17 protein-coding genes and 6 tRNA genes are annotated in these 21,583 nt (G+C 66.7%); 3 read left to right on the top strand and 20 right to left on the bottom strand.

The features are described from left to right. Positions 1-186: 186 nt before the first annotated feature. The 5 genes from JJJ16_RS02170 to JJJ16_RS02150 all read right to left on the bottom strand — a co-directional run bounded on the left by JJJ16_RS02170 (position 187) and on the right by JJJ16_RS02150 (position 3,572). Positions 187-831 carry an ATP-dependent Clp protease proteolytic subunit gene (locus JJJ16_RS02170; protein ID WP_009059029.1) on the bottom strand — a complete coding sequence of 215 codons (645 nt, stop codon included), beginning with the start codon at positions 829-831 and terminating at the stop codon, positions 187-189. Beyond that, positions 831-1,442, bottom strand: a complete 612-nt coding sequence (locus tag JJJ16_RS02165; protein WP_219751212.1) for an ATP-dependent Clp protease proteolytic subunit — start codon at positions 1,440-1,442, stop codon at positions 831-833. The genes JJJ16_RS02170 and JJJ16_RS02165 overlap by 1 nt, the downstream gene beginning before the upstream one ends. 187 nt (positions 1,443-1,629) lie before the next feature. Continuing rightward, a complete protein-coding gene (gene tig, locus JJJ16_RS02160; protein ID WP_219751211.1) occupies positions 1,630-2,949 on the bottom strand; it encodes a trigger factor in 1,320 nt (439 codons plus the stop codon). A 217-nt stretch (positions 2,950-3,166) separates the two neighbouring features. Next, complete coding sequence (locus JJJ16_RS02155; protein ID WP_219751210.1) at positions 3,167-3,448, bottom strand: FMN-dependent dehydrogenase; 282 nt, start codon at positions 3,446-3,448, stop codon at positions 3,167-3,169. A 47-nt stretch (positions 3,449-3,495) separates the two neighbouring features. Continuing rightward, positions 3,496-3,572 (bottom strand) — tRNA-Pro (locus tag JJJ16_RS02150). A gap of 99 nt (positions 3,573-3,671) precedes the next feature. On the opposite strand from JJJ16_RS02150, the gene JJJ16_RS02145 reads away from it, so the two are divergent. Beyond that, positions 3,672-3,745: transfer RNA gene (locus JJJ16_RS02145), tRNA-Gly, on the top strand. Between the two features lie 56 nt (positions 3,746-3,801). Here JJJ16_RS02145 and JJJ16_RS02140 read toward each other — a convergent pair. The 5 genes from JJJ16_RS02140 to JJJ16_RS02120 form a co-directional block, all read right to left on the bottom strand. After that, positions 3,802-4,860: an NAD(P)-dependent alcohol dehydrogenase gene (locus JJJ16_RS02140; RefSeq protein WP_219751209.1), complete on the bottom strand. Its 1,059-nt coding sequence runs from the start codon at positions 4,858-4,860 to the stop codon at positions 3,802-3,804. An 81-nt stretch (positions 4,861-4,941) separates the two neighbouring features. Further along, positions 4,942-5,017: transfer RNA gene (locus JJJ16_RS02135), tRNA-His, on the bottom strand. A gap of 91 nt (positions 5,018-5,108) precedes the next feature. Next, on the bottom strand, positions 5,109-6,026 hold the full coding sequence (locus tag JJJ16_RS02130; RefSeq protein WP_219751208.1) for an ATP-grasp domain-containing protein: 918 nt from the start codon (positions 6,024-6,026) through the stop codon (positions 5,109-5,111). A 52-nt stretch (positions 6,027-6,078) separates the two neighbouring features. Beyond that, positions 6,079-7,215: a D-alanine--D-alanine ligase family protein gene (locus tag JJJ16_RS02125; protein ID WP_219751207.1), complete on the bottom strand. Its 1,137-nt coding sequence runs from the start codon at positions 7,213-7,215 to the stop codon at positions 6,079-6,081. Positions 7,216-7,265: 50 nt separating this feature from the next. Further along, complete coding sequence (locus tag JJJ16_RS02120) at positions 7,266-8,285, bottom strand: NAD(P)H-dependent glycerol-3-phosphate dehydrogenase (protein WP_219751206.1); 1,020 nt, start codon at positions 8,283-8,285, stop codon at positions 7,266-7,268. A gap of 64 nt (positions 8,286-8,349) precedes the next feature. On the opposite strand from JJJ16_RS02120, the gene JJJ16_RS02115 reads away from it, so the two are divergent. Next, positions 8,350-8,994 carry a hypothetical protein gene (locus tag JJJ16_RS02115; protein ID WP_318836515.1) on the top strand — a complete coding sequence of 215 codons (645 nt, stop codon included), beginning with the start codon at positions 8,350-8,352 and terminating at the stop codon, positions 8,992-8,994. Here the strand turns inward: JJJ16_RS02115 and JJJ16_RS02110 are convergent. The 5 genes from JJJ16_RS02110 to leuC all read right to left on the bottom strand — a co-directional run bounded on the left by JJJ16_RS02110 (position 8,991) and on the right by leuC (position 14,266). Next, positions 8,991-9,764, bottom strand: a complete 774-nt coding sequence (locus JJJ16_RS02110; protein ID WP_219751205.1) for a lysophospholipid acyltransferase family protein — start codon at positions 9,762-9,764, stop codon at positions 8,991-8,993. The two genes, JJJ16_RS02115 and JJJ16_RS02110, sit on opposite strands and share 4 nt — an antisense overlap. 50 nt (positions 9,765-9,814) lie before the next feature. Further along, positions 9,815-10,759 (bottom strand): diacylglycerol/lipid kinase family protein, encoded by a 945-nt coding sequence (locus JJJ16_RS02105; RefSeq protein WP_219751204.1) that lies wholly within the window; start codon positions 10,757-10,759, stop codon positions 9,815-9,817. A gap of 4 nt (positions 10,760-10,763) precedes the next feature. Next, entirely contained in the window at positions 10,764-12,089 is a 1,326-nt protein-coding gene (murA, locus tag JJJ16_RS02100) for a UDP-N-acetylglucosamine 1-carboxyvinyltransferase (protein WP_219751203.1), read from the bottom strand. Between the two features lie 68 nt (positions 12,090-12,157). After that, on the bottom strand, positions 12,158-12,790 hold the full coding sequence (leuD, locus tag JJJ16_RS02095) for a 3-isopropylmalate dehydratase small subunit (protein WP_034467303.1): 633 nt from the start codon (positions 12,788-12,790) through the stop codon (positions 12,158-12,160). A 75-nt stretch (positions 12,791-12,865) separates the two neighbouring features. Beyond that, complete coding sequence (gene leuC / locus JJJ16_RS02090) at positions 12,866-14,266, bottom strand: 3-isopropylmalate dehydratase large subunit (protein ID WP_219751202.1); 1,401 nt, start codon at positions 14,264-14,266, stop codon at positions 12,866-12,868. 171 nt (positions 14,267-14,437) lie between these two features. Between leuC and JJJ16_RS02085 the strand changes: the two genes are divergently transcribed. Further along, a complete protein-coding gene (locus JJJ16_RS02085) occupies positions 14,438-15,175 on the top strand; it encodes an IclR family transcriptional regulator (RefSeq protein ID WP_003793025.1) in 738 nt (245 codons plus the stop codon). A 79-nt stretch (positions 15,176-15,254) separates the two neighbouring features. On the opposite strand, the gene pulA is transcribed toward JJJ16_RS02085, so the two are convergent. The 5 genes from pulA to gltX all read right to left on the bottom strand — a co-directional run bounded on the left by pulA (position 15,255) and on the right by gltX (position 21,466). Beyond that, entirely contained in the window at positions 15,255-19,373 is a 4,119-nt protein-coding gene (pulA, locus tag JJJ16_RS02080) for a pullulanase-type alpha-1,6-glucosidase (protein WP_219751201.1), read from the bottom strand. A 121-nt stretch (positions 19,374-19,494) separates the two neighbouring features. Then, a tRNA-Glu gene (locus JJJ16_RS02075) sits at positions 19,495-19,570 on the bottom strand. A gap of 21 nt (positions 19,571-19,591) precedes the next feature. Continuing rightward, positions 19,592-19,664, bottom strand: a tRNA-Glu gene (locus JJJ16_RS02070). A gap of 27 nt (positions 19,665-19,691) precedes the next feature. Then, positions 19,692-19,763: transfer RNA gene (locus tag JJJ16_RS02065), tRNA-Gln, on the bottom strand. A gap of 197 nt (positions 19,764-19,960) precedes the next feature. Beyond that, complete coding sequence (gltX, locus tag JJJ16_RS02060) at positions 19,961-21,466, bottom strand: glutamate--tRNA ligase (protein ID WP_219751200.1); 1,506 nt, start codon at positions 21,464-21,466, stop codon at positions 19,961-19,963. Positions 21,467-21,583 lie beyond the last annotated feature (117 nt).

The following is a 21,583-nucleotide window of genomic DNA, read 5'->3' as shown; positions in this document are numbered from 1 at the left end:
CTAGCAAATAACGTAGTGCACGCGAGGTATATTCCCGCGTAGCCACGCCTATTGTTATGAAAAGTTCACCCGTAGCCGACAATTGTCAGCGCGACAATCGCCTGACCAGGCACATAGCAACGAGGCCGTGGCACCCCACACACATCAGCGCGGGAAGGCCACGGCCTCGTCAGTGACGAAAAGGCGTCACAGAGCCTTACGAGACTCCAGGACCTGGTCAATCAGGCCGTACTCGGCGGCCTGCGGGGCGGTGAGGATCTTGTCGCGCTCGATGTCGCGGCGCACCTGCTCCACCGGCTTGCCCGAGTGCTTCGAGAGGGTGTCCTCGAGCCACGCGCGCATGCGGTCGATCTCGTCAGCGACGATCTGGATATCCGAGGCCTGCCCCTGCATGCCCTCCATCGCCGGCTGGTGAATGAGGACGCGGGCGTTGGGCAGCGCCAGGCGTTTGCCGGGCGAACCGGCGGCCAGCAGCACGGCGGCGGCAGAGGCGGCCTGGCCCAGGCACACCGTCTGGATCTGCGGCTTGATGTACTGCATCGTGTCGTAGATGGCGGTCAGCGCCGTGAAGGAGCCACCGGGCGAGTTGATGTACATGGTGATCAGCGAATCAGGATCCTGGGACTCTAGGACCAGCAGCTGCGCCATGACGTCATCCGCGCTGGCGTCGTCCACCTGCACGCCCAGGAACACGATGCGGTCCTCGAACAGCTTCGTGTAGGGGTTCTGGCGGCGGAAACCGTAAGCTGTGCGCTCCTCGAAGTCGGGCAGCACGTAGCGGGCCTGCGGCATCTGGCGGGCGACCGCCTCGAAGTAGGGCTGGGTGCTCATCAGTTCTCTCCTCGCGTTCCGATCTCCTGCGGGCTGTCGATCACGCGGTCAACGAAGCCGTACTCGAGGGCTTCCTGCGCCGTAAACCAGTGGTCGCGATCCCCGTCGGCCTCCACCTGCTCGACGGTCTTACCCGTGCGAGAAGCGGTGATGGCAGCGAGTTCCTTCTTCATACCCAGGATCAGATCCGCGTTGATGCGGATCTCCGTCGCGGAGCCGCCGGCGCCGCCCAGGGGCTGGTGCAGCAGAACGCGGGCGTGGGGCGTGATGTAGCGCTTGCCCGGGGCACCCGCGGTGAGCAGGAACTGGCCCATCGACGCAGCCAGGCCCATGCCGACCGTCACGACGTCCGGCTTGATGTACTGCATCGTGTCGTAGATGGCCATGCCGGCCGTCACCGAGCCGCCAGGCGAGTTGATGTACAGGTAGATGTCGCGGTCCGGGTCCTCGGCCGCGAGCAGCAGCAGCTGCGCGCAGATCGCGTTCGCATTCTCATCGCGAACCTCGCCACCCAGCCAAATGATGCGCTCCTTGAGCAGGCGCTGGTAGACCGAGTCGCCCAGTCCCAGCTGCGAGCCTTCGCCGGCAGCCCCGGTATTGTGCACGCTCACGCGTACCTCCTCGTCTGTTCGCGGGCCCAGTCGGCCCCATTGGTGTCAACCGTACCCGCTGCGCGCCCGCTCGTGCGCGCGCCGGGCCGTCGTTTCGCTGTCGGCACATGCACTGAGGGGGCGAGGCTCTCGCCCCACCCCCTCAGTTGAGAGTCAGTCACTCGTCAGCGGGTATGCCCGCCGCGGTTCACTCCTGCTCGTCGGTAACCTCGGTGATGATCTCCGCACCCTCTTCGGTGGCGGGATCGGTGCCGAAGAACTTGCTCAGGTCGACGTCGGCGCCGTTGGTGTCCTTCACCGTGACGACCTTGAGGGCCTCGATGAGGGCCTTGGAGCGTCCCAGGTCGGCCACGACGTTGGCCATCTGCTGGGAGGAGGAGAACAGCTGGTTGATGTCGATGCCGAAGTTCTGCGACATCTGGATCGCGTAGTCGATCAGCTCCTGCTGGGAGACCTGCACGTCGAACTTCTTGGCCAGCGCCTCGGAGAGCAGCTCGGTGCGGATTTCCTTCTCGACGGCCTCGCGGGCTTCCTTCTTGGCCTTGGGCTTGGCGTCCTCGCCGACGCGGTGCTCGACCTGGTGGTCGACCGCGGACTCGGGCAGGACGATCTCAACCTTGTCCAGGAGGAGGTCGATGAGGGCGTCGCGCGCGGCGAGGGCCTGCTGGGACTCCTTGGACTGGGCGGCCTGCTTCTTCAGGTCTTCCTTGAGCTCGTCGATGGTGTCGAACTCGGAGACCATCTGAGCGAAGTCGTCGTCAGCCTTGGGCAGCTCGCGGGTCTTCATGGCCTTGATGGTGATGGTCACCTCGGCCTCTTCGCCCTCGTGCTCGCCACCCTTCAGCTTGGAGGTGAAGGTGACCTCTTCGCCGGCCTTGGTGCCGCGCAGGGCGGTGTCCTGGCCGTCGAGCATGGAGCCGGAGCCGATCTCGTAGGAGACGTCGGAGGCGGAGTCAACCTGCTTGCCGTCGATGGTGGCGACCAGGTCGATGGTCGCGAAGTCGCCGGTCTTGGCCTTGCGGTTGATGGTCTTGAGGGTGGCGAAGCGGCCACGCAGGTCCTCGAGTTCCTTCTCGACGTCCTCTTCGGTGACCTCGGTGGGCTCGACCTCGACGACGAGCTTCTCGTCGATCTCGGGCAGCTCGAAGGCGGGGACGACATCAACCTCGGCGGTGAAGACGAGCTGGCCGCCCTGGGCACCGGTCACGTTGGGGATCTCGGTGACGTCGACGGTGGGCTGAGCCATGGGGCGCAGGTCGTTCTCGTTGACGGCGTCGGAGTAGTAGCCGGGCAGGACCTGGTTGACGACCTGCTCGATGACGGCGGCGCGGCCGAAGCGCTGGTCGATGATGCGCGGAGGCACGTGGCCCTTACGGAAGCCGGGGATGTTGACCTGTCCGGCGATCTCCTTGTACGCCTTGTCCATTTCGGACTTCAGTTCCTCGAAGGGAACCTCAACGGTCAGACGAACCTTGGTGGGCTCGAGGGTTTCAACGGTGCTCTTCACGTGCGTACGCTCCGTAGTCTACAAATCGGGGGAACGCCCATTTCGGGCGCATAACAACTCGCTTAGTGTACGCCACGACCCCGTTAATGTCCTCATTCGCGGGCCGTAAGTGGGCATATCCACCCCTCTACGGGCGCTTCGAGTGCGCAACGCCACACGGGCACGTGCCACTCTCCCCCATTCACGAGGCCGGGGCAGGGTGCGGTGCCGGGTGCACTCAGGGGGCGAGGTAGTGGGAACGCCCTCGCACAACGGCTGCCAAGCGGGCGCGGGGCACCTCGGCGACGAGGCGCACGGAGGACAGAATCTGGCGATGGGTCGCGCGCGCCTCGGCGTCATCGATGGCGGTGAAGCGCGCGGTGACGCGGGGCTGGCCGGAGGCGATGGCGATGTCCCAGGATTCGAGGCGGGTGACGGAACGGGCGGCGGCCTCGACTTCTTCGGGGGCGTGTCCGGGTGCCAGCGTCGTAACCGTCATGATGGTGCGATAGGACGGCATGGACTCCCCCGGGATCGTAAGAAAAAACGCGGTGCTATGGCCGCGGTTGGTCGGGGTGACAGGATTTGAACCTGCGACCCTCTGCTCCCAAAGCAGATGCGCTACCAAGCTGCGCTACACCCCGTTGGACTGGTGTCCGGTGCCCCATCATACGGGAGGGGCGTGTAAATGTCGCGCACGTGGACAATACCCGCTAGGATCTTCGTGTCCCCTTCGGGGGTACGCGGATGTAGCTCAATGGTAGAGCCTCTGCCTTCCAAGCAGATCACGCGGGTTCGATTCCCGTCATCCGCTCCAACACTAGGAAAGCCCCGGGCCACTCGGCCCGGGGCTTTCTTGTCACATTCTCACGCTCACACGGTCTCGGGGAACGTGGAGGTGTCGATGACGTAGCGGTAGCGCACGCGCGAGGCGACGATGTTGTCGTAGGCCTGCGTGATGTCTTCGCCACCGATCATTTCGACCTGCGGGATGACGCCGTGTTCAGCGCAGAAGTCGAGCATCTCCTGGGTTTCGGCGATGCCGCCGATCTGGGAGCCCGCGAAAGACTTGCCGCCGTTGACGAAGGCGCGCAGCGGCAGCGAGACGGGTTCGGTGGGCAGGCCCACATCGACGAAGACACCGTAGGGGCGCAGGGCCGCCATGTAAGCGGCGTAGTCGAGGCCGTCGGCGGACACGGTGCACAGGATGAGGTCGAAGGAGCCGCGCAGGGACTCGAGCACGCCCTCCTCGCTGGTGGCGTAGAAGTGGTCGGCGCCGAAGCGGCGGGCGTCGGCTTCCTTGGAGCGGCCGTGGGAGATGACGGAGACGTCCGCGCCCATAGCCTTGGCGATCTGCACGCCCACATGTCCGAGGCCGCCCATGCCGAGGATGGCGACGCGCGAGCCGGGGCCCACGTTGTAGTGCTTGAGCGGCGAGTAGGTCGTGATGCCGGCGCACAGGAGGGGCGCACAGGCGGAGAAGTCGAGGGATTCCGGCACGTGCAGCGCGAAGTCCTCGCGCACGGTGAAGCCGCGCGAGTAGCCACCGGTCGTCGGGTTGCCCTCGGCGTCGGCGCGGTAGGTCCACAGGGTGCCGGGCGTCGACGTGCACCACTGCTCGTAGTCGGATTCGCACATCTCGCACGTGCCGCAGGAGCCGACCATGCAGCCCACGCCCACGCGGTCGCCCACCTTGAACTCGGTGACGCCGGGGCCAACCTTAGAGACGGTGCCGACGAACTCGTGACCGGGCACGAGCGGGTAGGACACGGGGCCCCACTCGCCACGGGCGGCGTGGATGTCGGAGTGGCAGATGCCCGCGTAGGCGACGTCGAAGTAGATCTCCCCCTCACCGGGTTCGCGAATGTCGATCTGCAGGGGGTGGAACTGGGTGGTGGCATCGTCACAGCCGTATGCAATCACGCTGGGCATGACAACTCCTTTGTCCGGTCAATTGGCTTGTTACAAGCATACTCCAGAAACAAAAACCCCGGCGCGTAAGCGCCGGGGCGGTGGGGTGGCTGACGGGACTCGAACCCGCGACGTCCTGGACCACAACCAGGTGCTCTACCAACTGAACTACAGCCACCATCGCGTCGCCGTGAAGGCAACGGATAGAGCTTAGCACTACCCACCCGAGCTTGGAAACTCGAGCACTGCCCTCGCGGCGGTGGCGTGCGTCACCAGTGGGCGCGAGCGGAAATCGCGTCGGCGAAGTTGCCGAGCGCGCCGGGGGTGGCGCCCAGGTAGAGGTCGGCATCCACGAGGGAGACCTCCATGACCAGGAAGGAACCCTTCCCGTCGGGGACCAGGTCCACGCGGTTGAAGAGGAACTGCTCGTCGTGGCCCAGGCGCGAGCGCACGTAACCGTGCAGGACGCGGCGAATCTCCTCACCCCACTGCCACGCGACGGAGTCGGCGGCCTCGGCGGTCACCACGGCCTCGTGCATCTCCGGGTTGGTGACGGAGGCGGGGTGCAGGGCGGAACGCTTCTCGACGGCGTGGGAGACCAGGCCGTTGAAGAAGACCAGCGAGATCTCGCCGTGCAGGTCGATCTCCTCGACGTAGCGCTGGATCATCACGGAACGCCCCTCGCCGAGCAGGCCCTGGACCTGGCGCATGGCGGCCTGGCGCTGGCGTGTGTCGACGGTCGTGTAGCGGCCGATATCGCGCACGCCGGAGGACACAGCGGGCTTGACGACGAACTCACCGAAGGCCGGGAAGCGCGTGTGGATCTGGTGCTTCGACAGGTTCTGCTCGGGCTCCAGCCAGTTCGTGGGAATCGTGGGCATGCCCAGGGCGGCCAGTTCCTTGAGGTAGTGCTTGTCCGTGTTCCAGTTCAGCACATCCGCGGAGTTCTGCACGCGACGCAGCTGCTTCGTCCACTCCAGGAACGCGGGGCGGTCGCTCGCGTAGTCGGACACGGAGCGCACGACGACCATGCCAGCCTCGGACCAGTCGACATCGGGGTCGTTCCACACCTTGATCTGAGGGTCGCAGCCGCGCGCAGCCAGCTCGTCGAGCAGACCTTCCTCGCCTTTGAAGAGGTTGGGCATGGACTTGCAGGTCACCAGGGTGACTTTGGGATGGGCCGTCATAGTGTTCTTTCTGTCGTGGGGATGAAGGATGTACGAGGTCGTGGCTGGGAACTCACCGCAGGCCGAGCGGGCGCTGCGCGGCCTCGGTCAGCAGTTCGGTCAGCAGGTCCGGGTAGGACAGGCCCGCGGCGGCCCACATCTGCGGGTACATCGAGATGGGCGTGAAACCGGGCATCGTGTTCACTTCGTTGATGATGACGGTGTCGCTGGCCTCGTCGAGGAAGAAGTCGACGCGTGCCAGGCCCTCGCACTCGAGGGCGTCGAAGGCACGCCACGCGGTCTCGCGGATGCGATCGGCGTATTCGGGGGCGACGTCGGCCGGGCAGGACAGTCCGACCACGTCGTCCACGTACTTGTGCTCGTAGTCGTAGAACTCGCCCTCGGGGACGACGATCTCGCCCAGGGGCGCGGTACCGCTGCGCCAGTCGGAGCGCGAGCCGAGGACACCGCACTCGACCTCACGGCCGGAGATGGAGGCCTCGACGATGATGCGCGGGTCGTGGTTCGCGGCCTCCTTGATGGCCACAGGCAGGTCCTCGCGGCAGGTGACGCGCGAGATGCCGACCGAGGAGCCTGCACGGCAGGGCTTGACGAAGACGGGGAAGCCGAGGCGCTCGATGCGGTCCATGCAGGCGGTGGCGTCGGCGTCCCACTGGCGGGCGGTGACCAGCTCCCACTGGCCGACGTCGATGCCGGCGGCGGCCAGGACGGTCTTGGTGAGGTGCTTGTCCATGGACACGGCGGAGGAGGTCACGCCGCAGCCCACGTAGCGCACGCCGGCCATCTCGAAGAGGCCCTGGATGGTGCCATCCTCGCCGTAGGGGCCGTGCAGAAGCGGGAACACGATGTCCACGTGGCCCAGGTCCTCCACGCCGACGACGCGCGAGTCCGGGGCGTCCGGGTCGCCCTCGTAGGTGAGTTCGACGAGGTTGCCCTCGCCCGGGGTGAGCGCGACGCGGGTCGATCCGGCGCTGACACTCTGGCCCTTCCCGTCCTTGAATTCCAGCGCCGACGGGTCATCGGCGACGCGCACCCACTGGCCGTCGCGCGTGATACCCAGCGGGATCACGTCCCACTTGGTGCGGTCGATAGCGGTCAGGATACCGGCGGCAGTCGAGCACGAGATCTCATGCTCGGAGGAGCGTCCACCGAAGACGATAAGGACGCGAGGACGAGAAATTGCAGTCATGGGTCCAAGACTACCGCGCGGGAGGCTTTTCACGCCCGCGTGCGCGGCGTTTAGACCAGCTCGATCTTCCAGCCGTCCATCTTCTGCGGGCGTGCGAGCAGCATGCGGCCCATGTCCTCGATGCTGGCGCGTCCCTCGACGACCTCAACGACGGCGCCCGTAATCGGCATATCCACGCCGACGGAGGCCGCGACCTGCAGGATCGGCGAGGCCGACGCGACGCCCTCAACGACGCCCGGGGACAGGGCCAGCGCCTCGGCCAGTCCCATGCCGGAGCCCAGGCGGTGGCCGAGGGAGAAGTTGCGCGACAGGCGCGAGGAGCAGGTGGCCACGAGGTCGCCGATGCCGGACAGTCCCGCGAAAGTTGCGGGGTCGGCGCCGAGCGCGGTGCCCAGGCGGGTCATTTCCGCCAGGCCGCGGGTGATGAGGGTCGAGCGCGTGTTGATGCCCAAGCCCATGCCCTCGGCCGCACCGATCGCCACCGCAATGACGTTCTTGGTCGCACCCGCCATCTCCGTGCCCACGACATCGGTGGACACGTAGGGGCGGAAGTAGGAATTGTGGCAGGCCTTCGCGATCTCCTTGGCCAGCTCCACGTCGGTTGCAGCCACGACCGTGGCCGTGGGCTGGCGCTCCGCGATCTCGCGCGAGAGGTTCGGGCCGGACAGGACGGCGATGCGGCTACTCGGCACGCCCGAGGCCTCGGCGATGATCTCGTCGACACGCTTGAGGGAGCCGAGCTCGAGGCCCTTGGCCAGGGACAGCAGGGCGACGTCGGGGGCGAAGGACTCGCGCGCGGCGCTCAGGGTGGCTCGCACAGCCTTCACGGGCACGGCCACGACAACGAGCTCGCGGCCGGCGACGGCCTCGGCAATGTCCGTGGTCGCGTTGATGTGCTCCGACAGGGCGATCCCCGGAAGGTAGGTCGGGTTCTCTCCCCCGTTGATGAACGAAATCGTGTCGGCGTTACGCCCCCACATCGTCACGTTCACGCCCGCGTCGGCGAGCACCTGCGCGAATGTCGTTCCCCACGCGCCCGTTCCCAGGACCGCTGCTGTTGTCATACTCATCGAGACCTCCCTGTCGAGACCATTCTACTAGGATCGAAACAACCGACCCGCACCAGGAGGAACTGTGTCTCACCGTCGAGCCCTCGCCGCGAGCGCGGCCACCTGTCTGCTCCTGTTGGGTGCGTGCGCGCCCGGAGCCCCAACGGACGCGCCTCAGTCAGCTGCGGCCACGCCGAAAGGCTCCTCCCCCACGGCGTCTGCGACCGCGAGCGCGACACCCGAGACCACGCCGACGTCCGAGCCGGGTCTGGACGCAACCAAGCCGATCAACGCCGACAACTGGATGTCGAGCGTGGAGGGATTGCCTCCGGTGCGCTCGGATGACCCGGCAAAAGCTCTGGTGCTGACCGGGATTCGCGCGGCGAGGCACGAGGGTTTCACGCGGGTCGTGCTCGAGTTTTCGGGCGAGGGAACGCCGGGAGTGTGGAGCGCAGCATGGACGGATGAGGCGGTGGAACAGGGCCGTGGCCTGCCCATCCAGGTCGAAGGCGAGGCGGTCCTGGATCTGGTCATCGACGGCACGCCGATGACGGCGACCGAGAGCCCCTACCCGGGCGGGACTCATACGCGTGCGGGTGACCTGGACGTCGTCTCGGACGGTACCTTCGAGGACAACACGCACGTCGTCATCGGGGCGCCGACCTCGCGCCAATTCCAGATCGGATTCTTGTCCGACCCGGTGCGCATGGTCGTCGATATCCGCGATTAGCCCTTCTTGCGGGCCTTCTTCGCCTTCTTGGCCTTCTTCGCGAGCTCTTCTTCCCACCAGGGGCCAGCCTGCGTGGTGGGGTCCCACACCTGCTCGGGGACGGGCAGTCCGCGCAGCTTACCCACGCCCGCACGCACGGCGTCGCTAATGCGCTTGGTCGCCTCGTTGACGGCCTCGTGATCCTCCGACCCTGCGGGGCTCATGAGGTCCGACAGGTCGACGGGCTCGCCGAAGTGATACGAGACGCGTCGACCCGGGCGCATGTCGATGCCCTTGGCGTTGTACGGGGCCATGATGTCCTGCGGTCCCCACTGCGAGACGGGAATGACGGGCACGCCCGTGTCAAGGGCCAGGCGGGCGGCGCCGGACTTGAACTCCATCGGCCACTGGTCGGGATCACGCGTGAGAGTGCCCTCCGGGAAGATGCCGACGACCTCGCCGGCTTTCAGTGCCTCGCGGGTGGGTGCCAGAACGGCCGAGGGGTTGGAGTCGCGGTTGACGGGGATCAGCCCCATGCCCTTGATGATCCAACCGAACACCGGCACGGAGAACATCGACTTCTTCGCCAGGAAGCGCACGGCGGTGTCGCGCTTCATGAAGTACCAGCACAGGCACAGCGGGTCCACGTTGGACAGGTGGTTGGGCACCAGGAGGAAGCCGCCCTCGGCGGGCAGGTTCTCTTCGCCCGTCACGGTGAACTTGATCCAGGGCGTCATGATGGGCGTCAGCACGCCCTTCGCGAAGGTGTAAAAGCCGGAGACAGCACTCATGGCTTCATTCTACGGGGACCGCTCCGTCGGCGCGCTGGCCCACACGGACCTCACACCAGGACGGACACGACCCCGGGGGCGACATCGACGGTGAAGGGGATCGAGGCGATGCGGTCACCGTCCGCCATGGCGATCATGCCGGCGGGGGCAGCGAAGGAAACGACGCGGGCGCTTTCCACCTCGATGGCCGGGTGTGCCTTCGCGCGGCCGGCGACGACGCGGGCGAGCACAGGCAGGGCGCGAGAGAGCGGCAGCGGGCCCACGTGGCACACCTCGAGGATACCGTCACTCATGTCGGAGGATTCCACCAGGGTGATGCCGCCGCCGAAACGCCCAGAGTTGGACACCGACGCGATCCAGCCGCTCATGTTGCGCTCAACCCCGTCCACGGTCGCCACGATTTCGGTGGGCTCGTGCGAGGCCAGGGCCGCGAAGGCACCATAGCCGTAGGCCAGTGGGCCCGAGGTCAGCGACGACTCGTTGGCCAGGATGTTCGCGCGCGCATCCAGGCCGATCGAGACGATACCGAGAGCCAGTCGCACGCCGTCACGCGAGCGCACCCACATGCCGTCCAGGGGACGCGTCCGGGAGGCCAGCCAATCGGAGGAATCGACCCCGGCCTCGTCGGAAGAAAAACCCAGTGGCGCCAGGGAACGCGCGCGCACCAGCGGATCCGTGCCGATCCCCAGCGCGCGACACAGGTCGTTGCCGCGCCCGCCCGGCATGGGAACAAAGATCGCGTCGGACTCATGACACCCGCGCGCCACCGCACCCAGGTACCCGTCCCCACCCAGAGCCGCGACAAAGGATCCGGACGCGACCTCGCCAGCAATCGCCGCCGGGTCGTCACCGGGCGTCGTCAGGCGAACCGCGACCTCCCAGCCGCCGCCACGCAGGATGCGCACGATGCGCGGCCCCAGGCGCACGCTGCGCCCGCCCGCCGACATCGACGAGACGAGCAACAAAATGCTGCGGCGCACGCCCGATGCGGCCATGGTCTCAGGCGTCCAGGTAGCGCACGCGAGCGTCCAGCTGGTGGAGCTTGCGCGTGAAGTGCTCGTAGCCGCGCGAAATCACGTCGATGCCCGACACGGTGGACGTGCCCGACGCAGCCAGAGCCGCGATCAGGTGGGAGAAGCCACCGCGCAGGTCCGGAACCTCGATATCCGCGCTGTGCAGCGGGGTCGGGCCCGAAATAACCGCCGAGTGGTAGTAGTTCTTCTGGCCGAAGCGACAGGGCGTCCCACCCAGGCACTCGCGGTAGACCTGGATGTTCGCGCCCATCTTGCGCAGTGCCTCGGTGAAGCCGAAACGGTTCTCGTACACGGTCTCGTGCACGATCGACAGGCCCTCGGCCTGGGTGAGTGCCACGACGAGGGGCTGCTGCCAGTCCGTCATGAAGCCCGGGTGCACGGCCGTCTCCAGGGCGATCGAGTGCAGCGGCTCACCCGGGTGGTAGAAGCGGATGCCATCGGCGTCGATATCGAAGGCGCCACCCACCTTGCGGAAGGTGTTGAGGAACGTCGTCATGTCGGGCTGGTGAGCGCCGCGCACGTAGATGTCGCCGCGGGTGGCCAGGGCGGCCGCGGCCCACGAGGCTGCCTCGATGCGATCCGGCAGTGCCGTGTGGCGGTAGCCGCTGAGCTTGGCGACGCCCTCGATGCGGATCGTACGATCCGTGTCCACAGAGATGATCGCACCCATCTTCTGCAGGACGTTGATGAGGTCGAGGATCTCCGGCTCGATGGCCGCGCCCTTCAGGGTCGTGATGCCCTCGTTACGCACGGCCGTGAGCAGCGTCTGCTCGGTCGCGCCCACGGAGGGGAAGGGCAGCTCGATGATCGCGCCGTGCAGGCCGGTGGCGGGGCGCTTGATGTGCACGCCGTCGGGCTGCTTGTCAACGATCGCGCCGAACTTGCGCAGCGTCTCCAGGTGGAAGTCGATGGGACGGCCGCCAATCGCGCAGCCGCCCAGCTCGGGGATGAAGGCCTCGCCCAGCTGGTGCAGCAGCGGGCCGCAGAACAGGATCGGGATGCGCGAGGCGCCCGCGAGCGTGTCGATGTCAGAGCGCGAGGCAATCTTGACGTTGGAGGGATCCATGCGCAGCGTGCCGCGATCCTGATCGAAGTCGATCTGGACGCCGTGCAGGCTCAGCAGGTCCGAGACCACGTCGGTGTCGCGAATAAGCGGGACGTTGTAGAGCTCGGAGGGGGTGTCGGCGAGCAGCGACGCAACCATCGCCTTGGGGACGAAGTTTTTCGCTCCGCGCACCGTGATCTCACCGCGCAGCGGATGGCCGCCCTCAACCTGAAGGATCGATGACATGAGTGCTCCTCACTAAGACGTACCTGGCCCCTACTCTAGCTAGGTAGGGGCCAGTGTGCGCAGTGCTTTCAGCTACGAGCCGACACGACTTCTTCCTTGGGCAAGAATTTCGCCGGGAGCGTGCGCGGCTTGAAGGACGGGCGCGCGGCCTCGTAAGCCGCGATCTCGTCCTCGTGGCGCAGGGTCAGGGCGATGTCGTCCAGGCCCTCCATGAGGGTCCAGCGCACGTAGTCGTCGATCTGGAAGGTGCCCGAGATCGCACCGGCGCGCCACGTCTTGTCTTCCAGGGAGACGGTCACCTCGGTGCCGGGCTCGGCCTCGAGGAGCTTCCACAGGGACTCGCAGTCCTCCTGGGAGATGATGCCGGTGACCAGGCCCTGCTTGCCGGAGTTTCCGCGGAAAATGTCGGCGAACTTGGGGGCCAGGACGACGCGGAAGCCGTAGTCCTTGAGCGCCCACACGGCGTGCTCACGCGAGGAGCCGGTGCCGAAGTCGGGACCCGCGATCAGCACGGAGCCGTTCTTGTAAGCGTCCTGGTTGAGGACGAACTCCGGGTCACCACGCCAGGCGGCGAAGAGGGCGTCCTCAAAGCCCGTGCGGGTCACGCGCTTGAGGTAGACGGCGGGGATGATCTGGTCGGTGTCGACGTTGGAGCGGCGCAGCGGGACGCCGACGCCGGTGTGGGAGATGAACTTTTCCATAAGTGCGTCAGTCTTTTCTTCCGTGGGGGACGAGGCCGGGGCCCTCCCCCGCTGTCGGGTGGCGGTGGGCGGGCCTCAGAGGTCGGCCGGGGAGGACAGGGTGCCGCGCACGGCGGTGGCGGCCGCGACCAGCGGGGAAACCAGGTGCGTGCGGCTGCCCTTGCCCTGGCGGCCTTCGAAGTTGCGGTTGGAGGTGGAGGCCGAACGGTCTCCCGCGTTCATCGTGTCGGGGTTCATGCCCAGGCACATGGAGCAACCGGCGTTACGCCATTCGGCGCCAAAGTCGGCGAAGATCTTGTCGAGGCCCTCGGCCTCGGCCTGGAGGCGCACGCGGGCGGAGCCGGGCACGACCATGACGCGCACGCCCTCGGCCTTGCGGCGGCCCTTGAAGATGCCGGCTGCGGCGCGCAGGTCTTCGATGCGGCCGTTGGTGCAGCTGCCGATGAAGACGGTGTTCACGGCGATGTCGCGCATCGGGGTGCCGGCCTTGAGGTCCATGTACTCCAGGGCGCGCTCAGCGGCCGCGCGGGCAGTCTCGTCGGTGAAGTCCTCGGGGGCGGGGACGGTCGCGGACAGCGGCACGCCCTGGCCCGGGTTGGTGCCCCAGGTGACGAAGGGCTCGATGTCGGCGGCCTCGAGGATGACCTCGGCGTCGAAGACGGCGTCCTCGTCGGAGGCCAGCGAGGACCAGTATTCGACGGCGCGATCCCAGTCCTCGCCCTCGGGGGCGTGGGGGCGGCCCTTGATGTAGTCGAAGGTCGTCTGGTCGGGGGCGATCATGCCGGCGCGGGCACCGGCCTCGATCGACATGTTGCAGATCGTCATGCGGCCCTCCATGGAGAGCTCGCGGATGGCCTGGCCGCGGTACTCCAGGACGTAGCCCTGGCCGCCGCCGGTGCCGATCTTCGCGATGACGGCGAGGATGATGTCCTTGGCCGTCGAGCCCTCGGGCAGGGAGCCGTTGACCGTGATCGCCATGGTCTTGAAGGGGGCCATCGGCAGCGTCTGGGTGGCGAGCACGTGCTCGACCTGGCTGGTGCCGATACCGAAGGCCAGAGCGCCGAACGCACCGTGCGTGGAGGTGTGGGAGTCGCCGCACACGATCGTCATACCGGGCTGGGTGAGTCCCAGCTGGGGGCCAACCACGTGGACGATGCCCTGGTCGGCGTCGCCCAGGGAGTGCAGGCGCACGCCGAACTCCTCGGCGTTCTTGCGCAGGGTGTCAATCTGGGTGCGGCTCGTGATGTCCGCGATCGGCTGATCAATGTTGATCGTGGGCGTGTTGTGGTCCTCGGTGGCGATCGTCAGGTCGGGGCGACGCACCTGGCGTCCGGCGAGGCGCAGGCCCTCGAAAGCCTGGGGGCTCGTCACTTCGTGCACGAGGTGGAGGTCGATGTAGAGCAGGTCGGGGGCGCCGTTCTCCCCCTTGGACACGATGTGGTCGCGCCACACCTTTTCTGCCATCGTTCCGCTCATTGTTCCTCCTCTGATCCCCACTTTGGAGACACGGTGTCATTCATGCTTCGCCATCAATGGAACCGCCTTATCCGACATGCGACCCGCTGATCTCACGTCTCGGACACCCCTTTGACCTGTTTCACTATCCGACAATTTGCCATCTCAAAAGCTGAGATATTAAATAGTTGTATGGAAGAGCAAACATCCAGTGGCGTTGGCGTTCTCGATAAGGCTGCGTTGGTTCTCAGCGCTCTCGAGGCGGGACCCGCCACCCTCGCCCAACTCGTTTCCAGCACGGGGCTTGCTCGCCCCACCGCCCATCGACTGGCCGTCGCTCTCGAATATCACCGCATGGTCGCCCGCGACATGCAGGGACGTTTTATCCTCGGCCCCCGCCTCCAGGAACTCTCCTCCGCCGCCGGCGAAGACCGTCTCCTCCAGGCCTCCATGCCGGTCCTTCAGGCCCTGCGCGACCACACGAAGGAATCCTCTCAGCTCTTCCGCCGCCAGGGCGATTACCGCGTGTGCGTGGCCGCCTCTGAACGCGAGATGGGTCTGCGCGACTCGATCCCCGTGGGCGCCACGCTCTCCATGAGCGCCGGCTCCGCCGCCCAGGTCCTGCTGGCCTGGGAGGAGCCCGACCGCCTGCACCGCGGCCTGTACGGCGCCTCCTTCAACGCGACCATGCTCTCCGAGGTGCGCCGCCGCGGCTGGGCACAGTCCGTGGGTGAGCGCGAGCCGGGCGTCGCCTCCGTGTCCGCCCCCGTGCGCGGCCCCTCCGGACGCGTCCTGGCCGCGCTATCCATCTCCGGACCCATCGAGCGCATGGGTCGCCAGCCCGGACGCCAGCACGGCCCCTCCGTCATGGCAGCCGCCAACAGGCTCACGGAATTCCTCTCCACCGTCGAGGACGCCGCAGACCTGTAAGCCGCGCTCCACAGTCGAAACAAACGGGTGGGCCGGGACGATTGAATCGTCCCGGCCCACCCGTTTGCGTAGCGATCCGCTAGGCAACCCAGCGGCCCGAACCATCAAAGGTGTAGGCGGTGCCGCCGATAACGACGCGTCCAGTCGCCATGGCGCCCGACGGGTGGCAGAAGTACCAGCTGCCGCCGTCCTTCACCCAGCCGATCGCCATCTGACCGGATTCCGTCAGGTAGTACCAGGTACCACCCAGGTTCGCCCAGCCCGTGGCCATCGAGCCATTGCCGTTCAGGTAGAACCAGGCGCCGCTCAGATTCACCCAGCCGGTGGCCATCGCGCCACTGCCGTGCAGGTAGTACCAGGTGTCGCCATCCTTCAGCCAGCCGGTCGCCATGGCCCCCGTGTCGGGATCCAGGTAGTACCAGGTTCCGCCCACGGCGGTCCAGCCACTCGCCATCGCGCCGGACGGGGCGTAGTAGCGCCACGCGCCATCCTCGACCTGCCAGCCGGTCTTCATCCAGCCATTCGCATCGAAGGAGTACGTGACGCCGTCACGGACAACGCGCTCGTTGGCGGGGTAGCTCCCGTCCGGGTAGCGCAGCCACCAGCGGCCATCCCCCGACGCGACCCACTGCGCGGCAGCCGGATCCGGGGTGACAGTGGGATCGATGCGCTCGCCGGCGGCCTGAGTGAAGACAGCAACCGTGCGAGCGGGAACCGTCACGGAGCCCGTCTTCGCATCGAAGGACGCACCCTTGACGGTCTCGTCTGAGCCGTTCGCCTGTGCATCGTGCAGCTTGAAGACGCGACCCGCCAGGCCATCGACCGCGGTGGTCACGGACTCGCCGCTCGCGTTGAAGACGACGAGAGCACCGTCGAGCTTCGTGTCGATGTCGTTCCCGGCCCCGGCCTCGTCGTTGATGAGCATGAGGATCGTGCCGTCCACGGCGCCCTCACCCGAGTTGGGGAAGGTGACCTTGGAGCGGACCAGATCCGCGCTGCCCAGCGTGAACAGGCGCGAGGAGGAGCGCACGCGCAGGAAGTCCATCGCGATTTCCGAGGAGGTGTCGATCTGCTCCGGGGTCGGCTTCAGATCGGGGTTCTCCAGCAGCGGGCGCATGTGATCCCAGGCCGCACCATTCTTCGACTTCACCGGCAGGCCGCGGCCAAAACCGTTGTCGCGCATCGACCAGTCGATCGCGTTGAAGTGGTCACCGGAGTTGTAGGAGTCGCGGTCCAGGGACTTCGAGCGCAGCATCTCCGTGCCCGAGGCCCAGAAGGAGGGCGACTGTGACAGTGCCACGGAGGCCTGGCTGATCAGCGACATGCGCACGCGGTGATCCATCGGAGCATCCGCCGGCATCTTGTAGGTGACCAGGTCGAAGAGCGTCTCGTTGTCGTGGGCATCCACGTAGTTGACGTTCTCGGCGGGCTGGGAGGCGAACCCGGCGCCCTGGCCGTTGTAGTCCAGCTGCGCGCCCGACACGGTCTTACCGTCGTAGGTGGTGAGCGTGTAGTCCTTCAGGTTGCCCGCCAGGCCCAGCTTCACGAGGTCCACGCGGTGCAGATAGTCAGCGCGACGATCCGCCTCGGAGCGGGTATCGAGACCATTGAGGTCCGAGAAGGCGCCCGAGCCGAAGCCCTGAAGCACGCGGTGATCGTCGTCGAAGGGGCCACCACCGTGCACAGCATCGCGCAGGCGGTCGTTGAACGCGCCGATACCGGTGCCGTCCAGCTGGCCCTGCGTGGCCTGGGTGAACAGCGCGTTGTTCGCGACCTCACCGAAGTTCCAGCCCTCGCCGTAGATGTACAGGCGCGAGCCATCCACACCGTCCTTCTCCAGGGTGAGGGACGCCAGGGCCGCCTTCGCGCGCTTCATCTCCTCGGCCGGGTGGTGGCCCATGAGGTCGAAGCGGAAGCCGTCGATGTGGTAGTACTTCGCCCAGTGGATCATCGAGTCGATCATGAGGTGCTCACTCATCGCGTTTTCGGTCGCGACGTTGGAGCAGCAGGTCGAGGTCTCGACACCGCCGGTGGCGTTCAGGCGCTGGTAGTAGCCGGGCACGACGCGGTCAAGCACCGAGTGGGCGGACTGACCCGCCGAGGGCGTGTGGTTGTAGACCTGATCGAGGACGACCTGCATGCCGATCGAGTGCAGCCCGCCCACCATGGAGCGGAATTCGCGCACGCGCGCGCCGCCGTTCTGGTTGGCTTCGGTTGCGTAGGAGCCCTCGGGGGCCATCCAGTGCAGCGGGTCGTAGCCCCAGTTGTAGGCGTCCTGGTCGGCAACGGCCGCAACCGCCGCCTGCTGTTCCTCGGACGCCGGGCCGGCACCCTCGGGGATCGCGGGCGTCTTCTGGTCGGCGCGCTTCTCGGGGATGGTCGCGATGTCGAAGGTGGGCAGCAGGTGCACCGTGTTCATGCCGGCGCGCGACAGCTCGGCCAGGTGGCGCATGCCGTTGGACTGGAACTGCGTGAAGGCCATGTAGGTGCCGCGCATGGACTCGGGCACTGACGTGTCTGCAGCGGAGAAGTCGCGCACGTGCAGCTCGTAGATGGAGCGCTGGGCGTCGTCCTCGATGGCGGGGGCCTTCGAGTCCGTCCACACCGAGGGGGCGATCGACGGGTTGTCCATGTTGACGGCGACGGAGCGCGTGGAGTCGACGGTCAGGGCCACCGAGTAGGGGTCGGTGACGAGGTTCGTCTCCACCTTGCCCGTCTCGGGCACGTAGACGCTGACCTCCCACAGGTACTGGGCGCCCTCGTGGATCTCACCAGCAACGTTATCCACGCTCCAGCGACCGTCCTCACCGCGCACGGCTGCGGTACGCAGGCCATCACCCTGCACGTCGGCGTCGGAGCCGCGCGGGGTCGACGTGTTCCACGACAGCAGGGTTACGTTCTTGGCGGTGGGTGCCCACAGCGCGAACGTCGGGTTACCGGCCTCGTTCCAGCCCACGCCGTACGAGGCCTGGGTGGCCTTCGCCGCGTAGAGGGAGTCGAGGACGGGGGCGATCTGCACGCCGGTGAAGGCGTTAATGCTCTCGCCCGACTTCTGGGCGACCGCGATCTGGCCGGTGAGGGCCTCGCGGGCCCCGGCCTCGTTGAGGGAGGCCTTCAGAGCGATGTATCCGTTGAGGTTCGGGTGAGCCATCGTCACCTCGGCAGGCAGGTCGCCCGCGACGGTCAGGGCGCTCGTCGAAGCGCCGGTGACGGCACCATCCGCCAGGCCAGCGCCACCCTCGGGGGCGGTCACCAGCTCGTAGGAGAGCATCGCGGAACCGTCGAGGACCTGCGCGCGAGTCACACCCTCGGGCAGCAGCGAAGTCGGCCACGCGAGAATATCCGAGGTCACCCAGTAGGCGCGCTGCTCGCCGGCACCCGCGACCGGGGCGTCAGTGCTCGCGATGTCGACCTTGTGCGTCGCAGAATCGTAGGTGAAGGTCACGAGCTTGTTCGCTTTCGTTGCAAACTGGTAGTTGGCACCGCCGACGGCGCCGTCCTGCCCGTAATTCTCGTTGTCGGACCCGCCGATGGCAACCTTGAACTCATAGTTGCCCTCAGGCAGCGCGGTCGTGGCGTAGGTGTAGGAGCCGCCCCCCACCGGCTCCATGAGAGGCGCCAGGCATGCGGGCTTCCAGTTATCAGTGCAGCCCAGCGCCTTCTGGAACGAGCCAGGCAGCGTCACCATCTGGTCGGTGGCGGTGTTCCACACGCGGTGCGTCGCGCGGTTGTAGAAGAAGGTGACGGAGGTTGTTTCGGTCAGGGTGTAGGAGATGTTCGCTCCCCCCGCAGCGCCCCCGGCACCGAACGACGTGTCCCACGAGCCGCCCTCGGCGACCTTGTACTGATACTCGCCGGCCGGCAACGTAAACGTCGCACTGTACACGCCCGTCGCGTCGCGCGTGAGCGCAGCCTTATCGCAGCCGGGCGCCCAGTCGGCGTCGCATCCCATTGCCTTGTTGTGGTTACCGGGGATTGTCACCAGCACGTCGTCGGCGGTGCCGGCGGCCCCGACCTCGGCAGCGTTCGCATCACTACCTTGGTTTGACGTTTCCGTTCCGGGCGCGGCCCACGCGGCTGGGAGCACACCCCCCATCAACGCAATAGCCGCGCCAACACTGAGCGTTCGGCGCAGGAATGTCCTGTTGAGTCGGTATGTCACGAAAGACTCCCTCGTCCAAAAGCGATCCCCTCCCATGGGGGCTGCTCCTAGGTTAGACACACTGCAACAGTTCCGAAACTTTTCTGCAAAGCACAAGTGAAAACGCGGACCGAGTGGTTAACAAAAAACCTCGCCACCGCTGAGGTGACGAGGTCATTGGTACCCCCAACCGGATTTGAACCGGTGTTAACGCCGTGAGAGGGCGTCGTCCTAGGCCGCTAGACGATGGGGGCCTTGATTCACTTATGAATCCGTACCCCCAACCGGATTTGAACCGGTGTTAACGCCGTGAGAGGGCGTCGTCCTAGGCCGCTAGACGATGGGGGCCTTGACTGAAACTTACGCTTCAGATCGCTGGGGTACCAGGACTCGAACCTAGAATGGCTGAACCAGAATCAGCTGTGTTGCCAATTACACCATACCCCATTGGGTATCACCCGCTTCGCTTTCACGTCGCTGGCGACAGGAGATAACTGTAGCGGACCGACGCCCTCATGCCAAATCGAAGGCCAGTGGTCCCGATCACCCACCGCTTGTCCCCGCGAACGGGACGCCTCCACGCGCGACGAAGCCCCGGCCTCGTCCCTCAGACAGGGCGACGAGGCCGGGGCTCAGTGCAGCGATCAGGCCAGGGAGGCGCGCAGGGCGCGCAGGCGGGCCAGCGAAGAATCGCGACCCAGGATCTCCATGGACTCGAACAGCGGCGGGGAGACCTGACGGCCGGTCACGGCGACGCGCAGCGGGCCGAAGGCCAGGCGGGGCTTGACGCCCATCTCGTCGACGATGCGTGCGCGCAGCGACTCCTCGAGGGCCGCGGTCGTGAACTCGGTCAGGCCCTCGACGGTCTCGATGGCAGCGTCCAGGACGTCCACGGCGTTGTCCTTGAGCTTGGAGACGGCCTTCTCATCCATCTCCAGGGCATCGTCGGCGACGAAGAGGAAGCCAAGCATGCCCGTGGCCTCGCCGAGCAGCTGGATGCGCGTCTGGACGAGCGGCGCGGCCTCGGTGAGGATCTCGCGCTCACGATCGGTCAACGCCTCGAAGGAGTCGGCCGAAACAACCTCGTCGCGGTGCAGGAAGGGCACCAGGCGACCCCGGAAGTCCTCGCCGTCCAGCAGACGGATCTGCTCGGCGTTGATCGCGATGGCCTTCTTCTGGTCGAAGCGCGCCGGGTTCGGGTTCACGTCCGAGATATCGAAGGCCTGGGCCATCTCCTCCATGGAGAAGATGTCGCGGTCCGCGGCAATCGACCAGCCCAGGAGGGCCAGGTAGTTGTTGAGGCCCTCGGGGATCATGCCGGCGGCCTTGTGCAGCAGCAGGTTCGACTCGGGGTCGCGCTTGGACAGCTTCTTGTTGCCCTCGCCCATGACGTAGGGCAGATGGCCGAAGCGCGGCATGAACTTGGCGACGCCGATGGCCTCGAGCGCGCGGTACAGGACGATCTGGCGGGGCGTCGAGGAGAGTAGGTCCTCGCCGCGCAGCACGTGGGTGATCTCCATGAGCGCGTCGTCGATCGGGTTCACCAGCGTGTAGAGCGGGTGGCCGTTGGCGCGCACGATGACGTAGTCCGGAACCGAGCCGGCCTTGAAGGTGATCTCACCGCGGATCAGGTCCGTGAACGTGATGTCCTCGTCGGGCATGCGCAGGCGCAGGACGGGCTGGCGGCCCTCGGCACGGTAGGCGGCGATCTGCTCTTCCGTCAGGTTGCGGTCGAAGCCGTCGTATCCGAGCTTGGGGTCCTCACCCTTAGCGCGGTGACGCTCCTCGATCTCCTCGGGGGTCGAGTAGGACTCGTAGGCGTAGCCGGCCTCGAGCAGGCGCGCGGCCACGTCACGGTAGATATCCATGCGCTCGCTCTGGCGGTAGGGGCCGTGCGGTCCTCCCTTACCGACGCCCTCGTCCCAGTCGAGGCCCAGCCACTGCAGGGACTCGATGATCTGGTCGAAGGACTCCTGGGAGTCGCGGGCGGCATCCGTGTCTTCGATGCGGAAGACGAAGGTTCCTCCCGTGTGGCGGGCGTAGGCCCAGTTGAACAGGCACGTACGGACCATGCCGACGTGGGGGGTTCCTGTGGGCGAGGGGCAGAAGCGGACGCGAACGTCGGCACCGGTGGCAGTTGTTTCACTCATGATTCCTCCATCCTACTCCAGCGGTGGCTGTTGCATTTGCTTGATGGGTGGGCGCGCTGCGACGCGGACCGGGGGCGCGGATAGGCTGGTTGCATCACCGGGATCGGCCCACGCCGC

The organism is Schaalia sp. ORNL0103, from assembly GCF_019429565.1.
GTDB lineage: Bacteria > Actinomycetota > Actinomycetes > Actinomycetales > Actinomycetaceae > Pauljensenia.
Note: the sequence above shows the minus strand (reverse complement) of the source record. Positions and strands in the feature narration are given on the sequence as shown.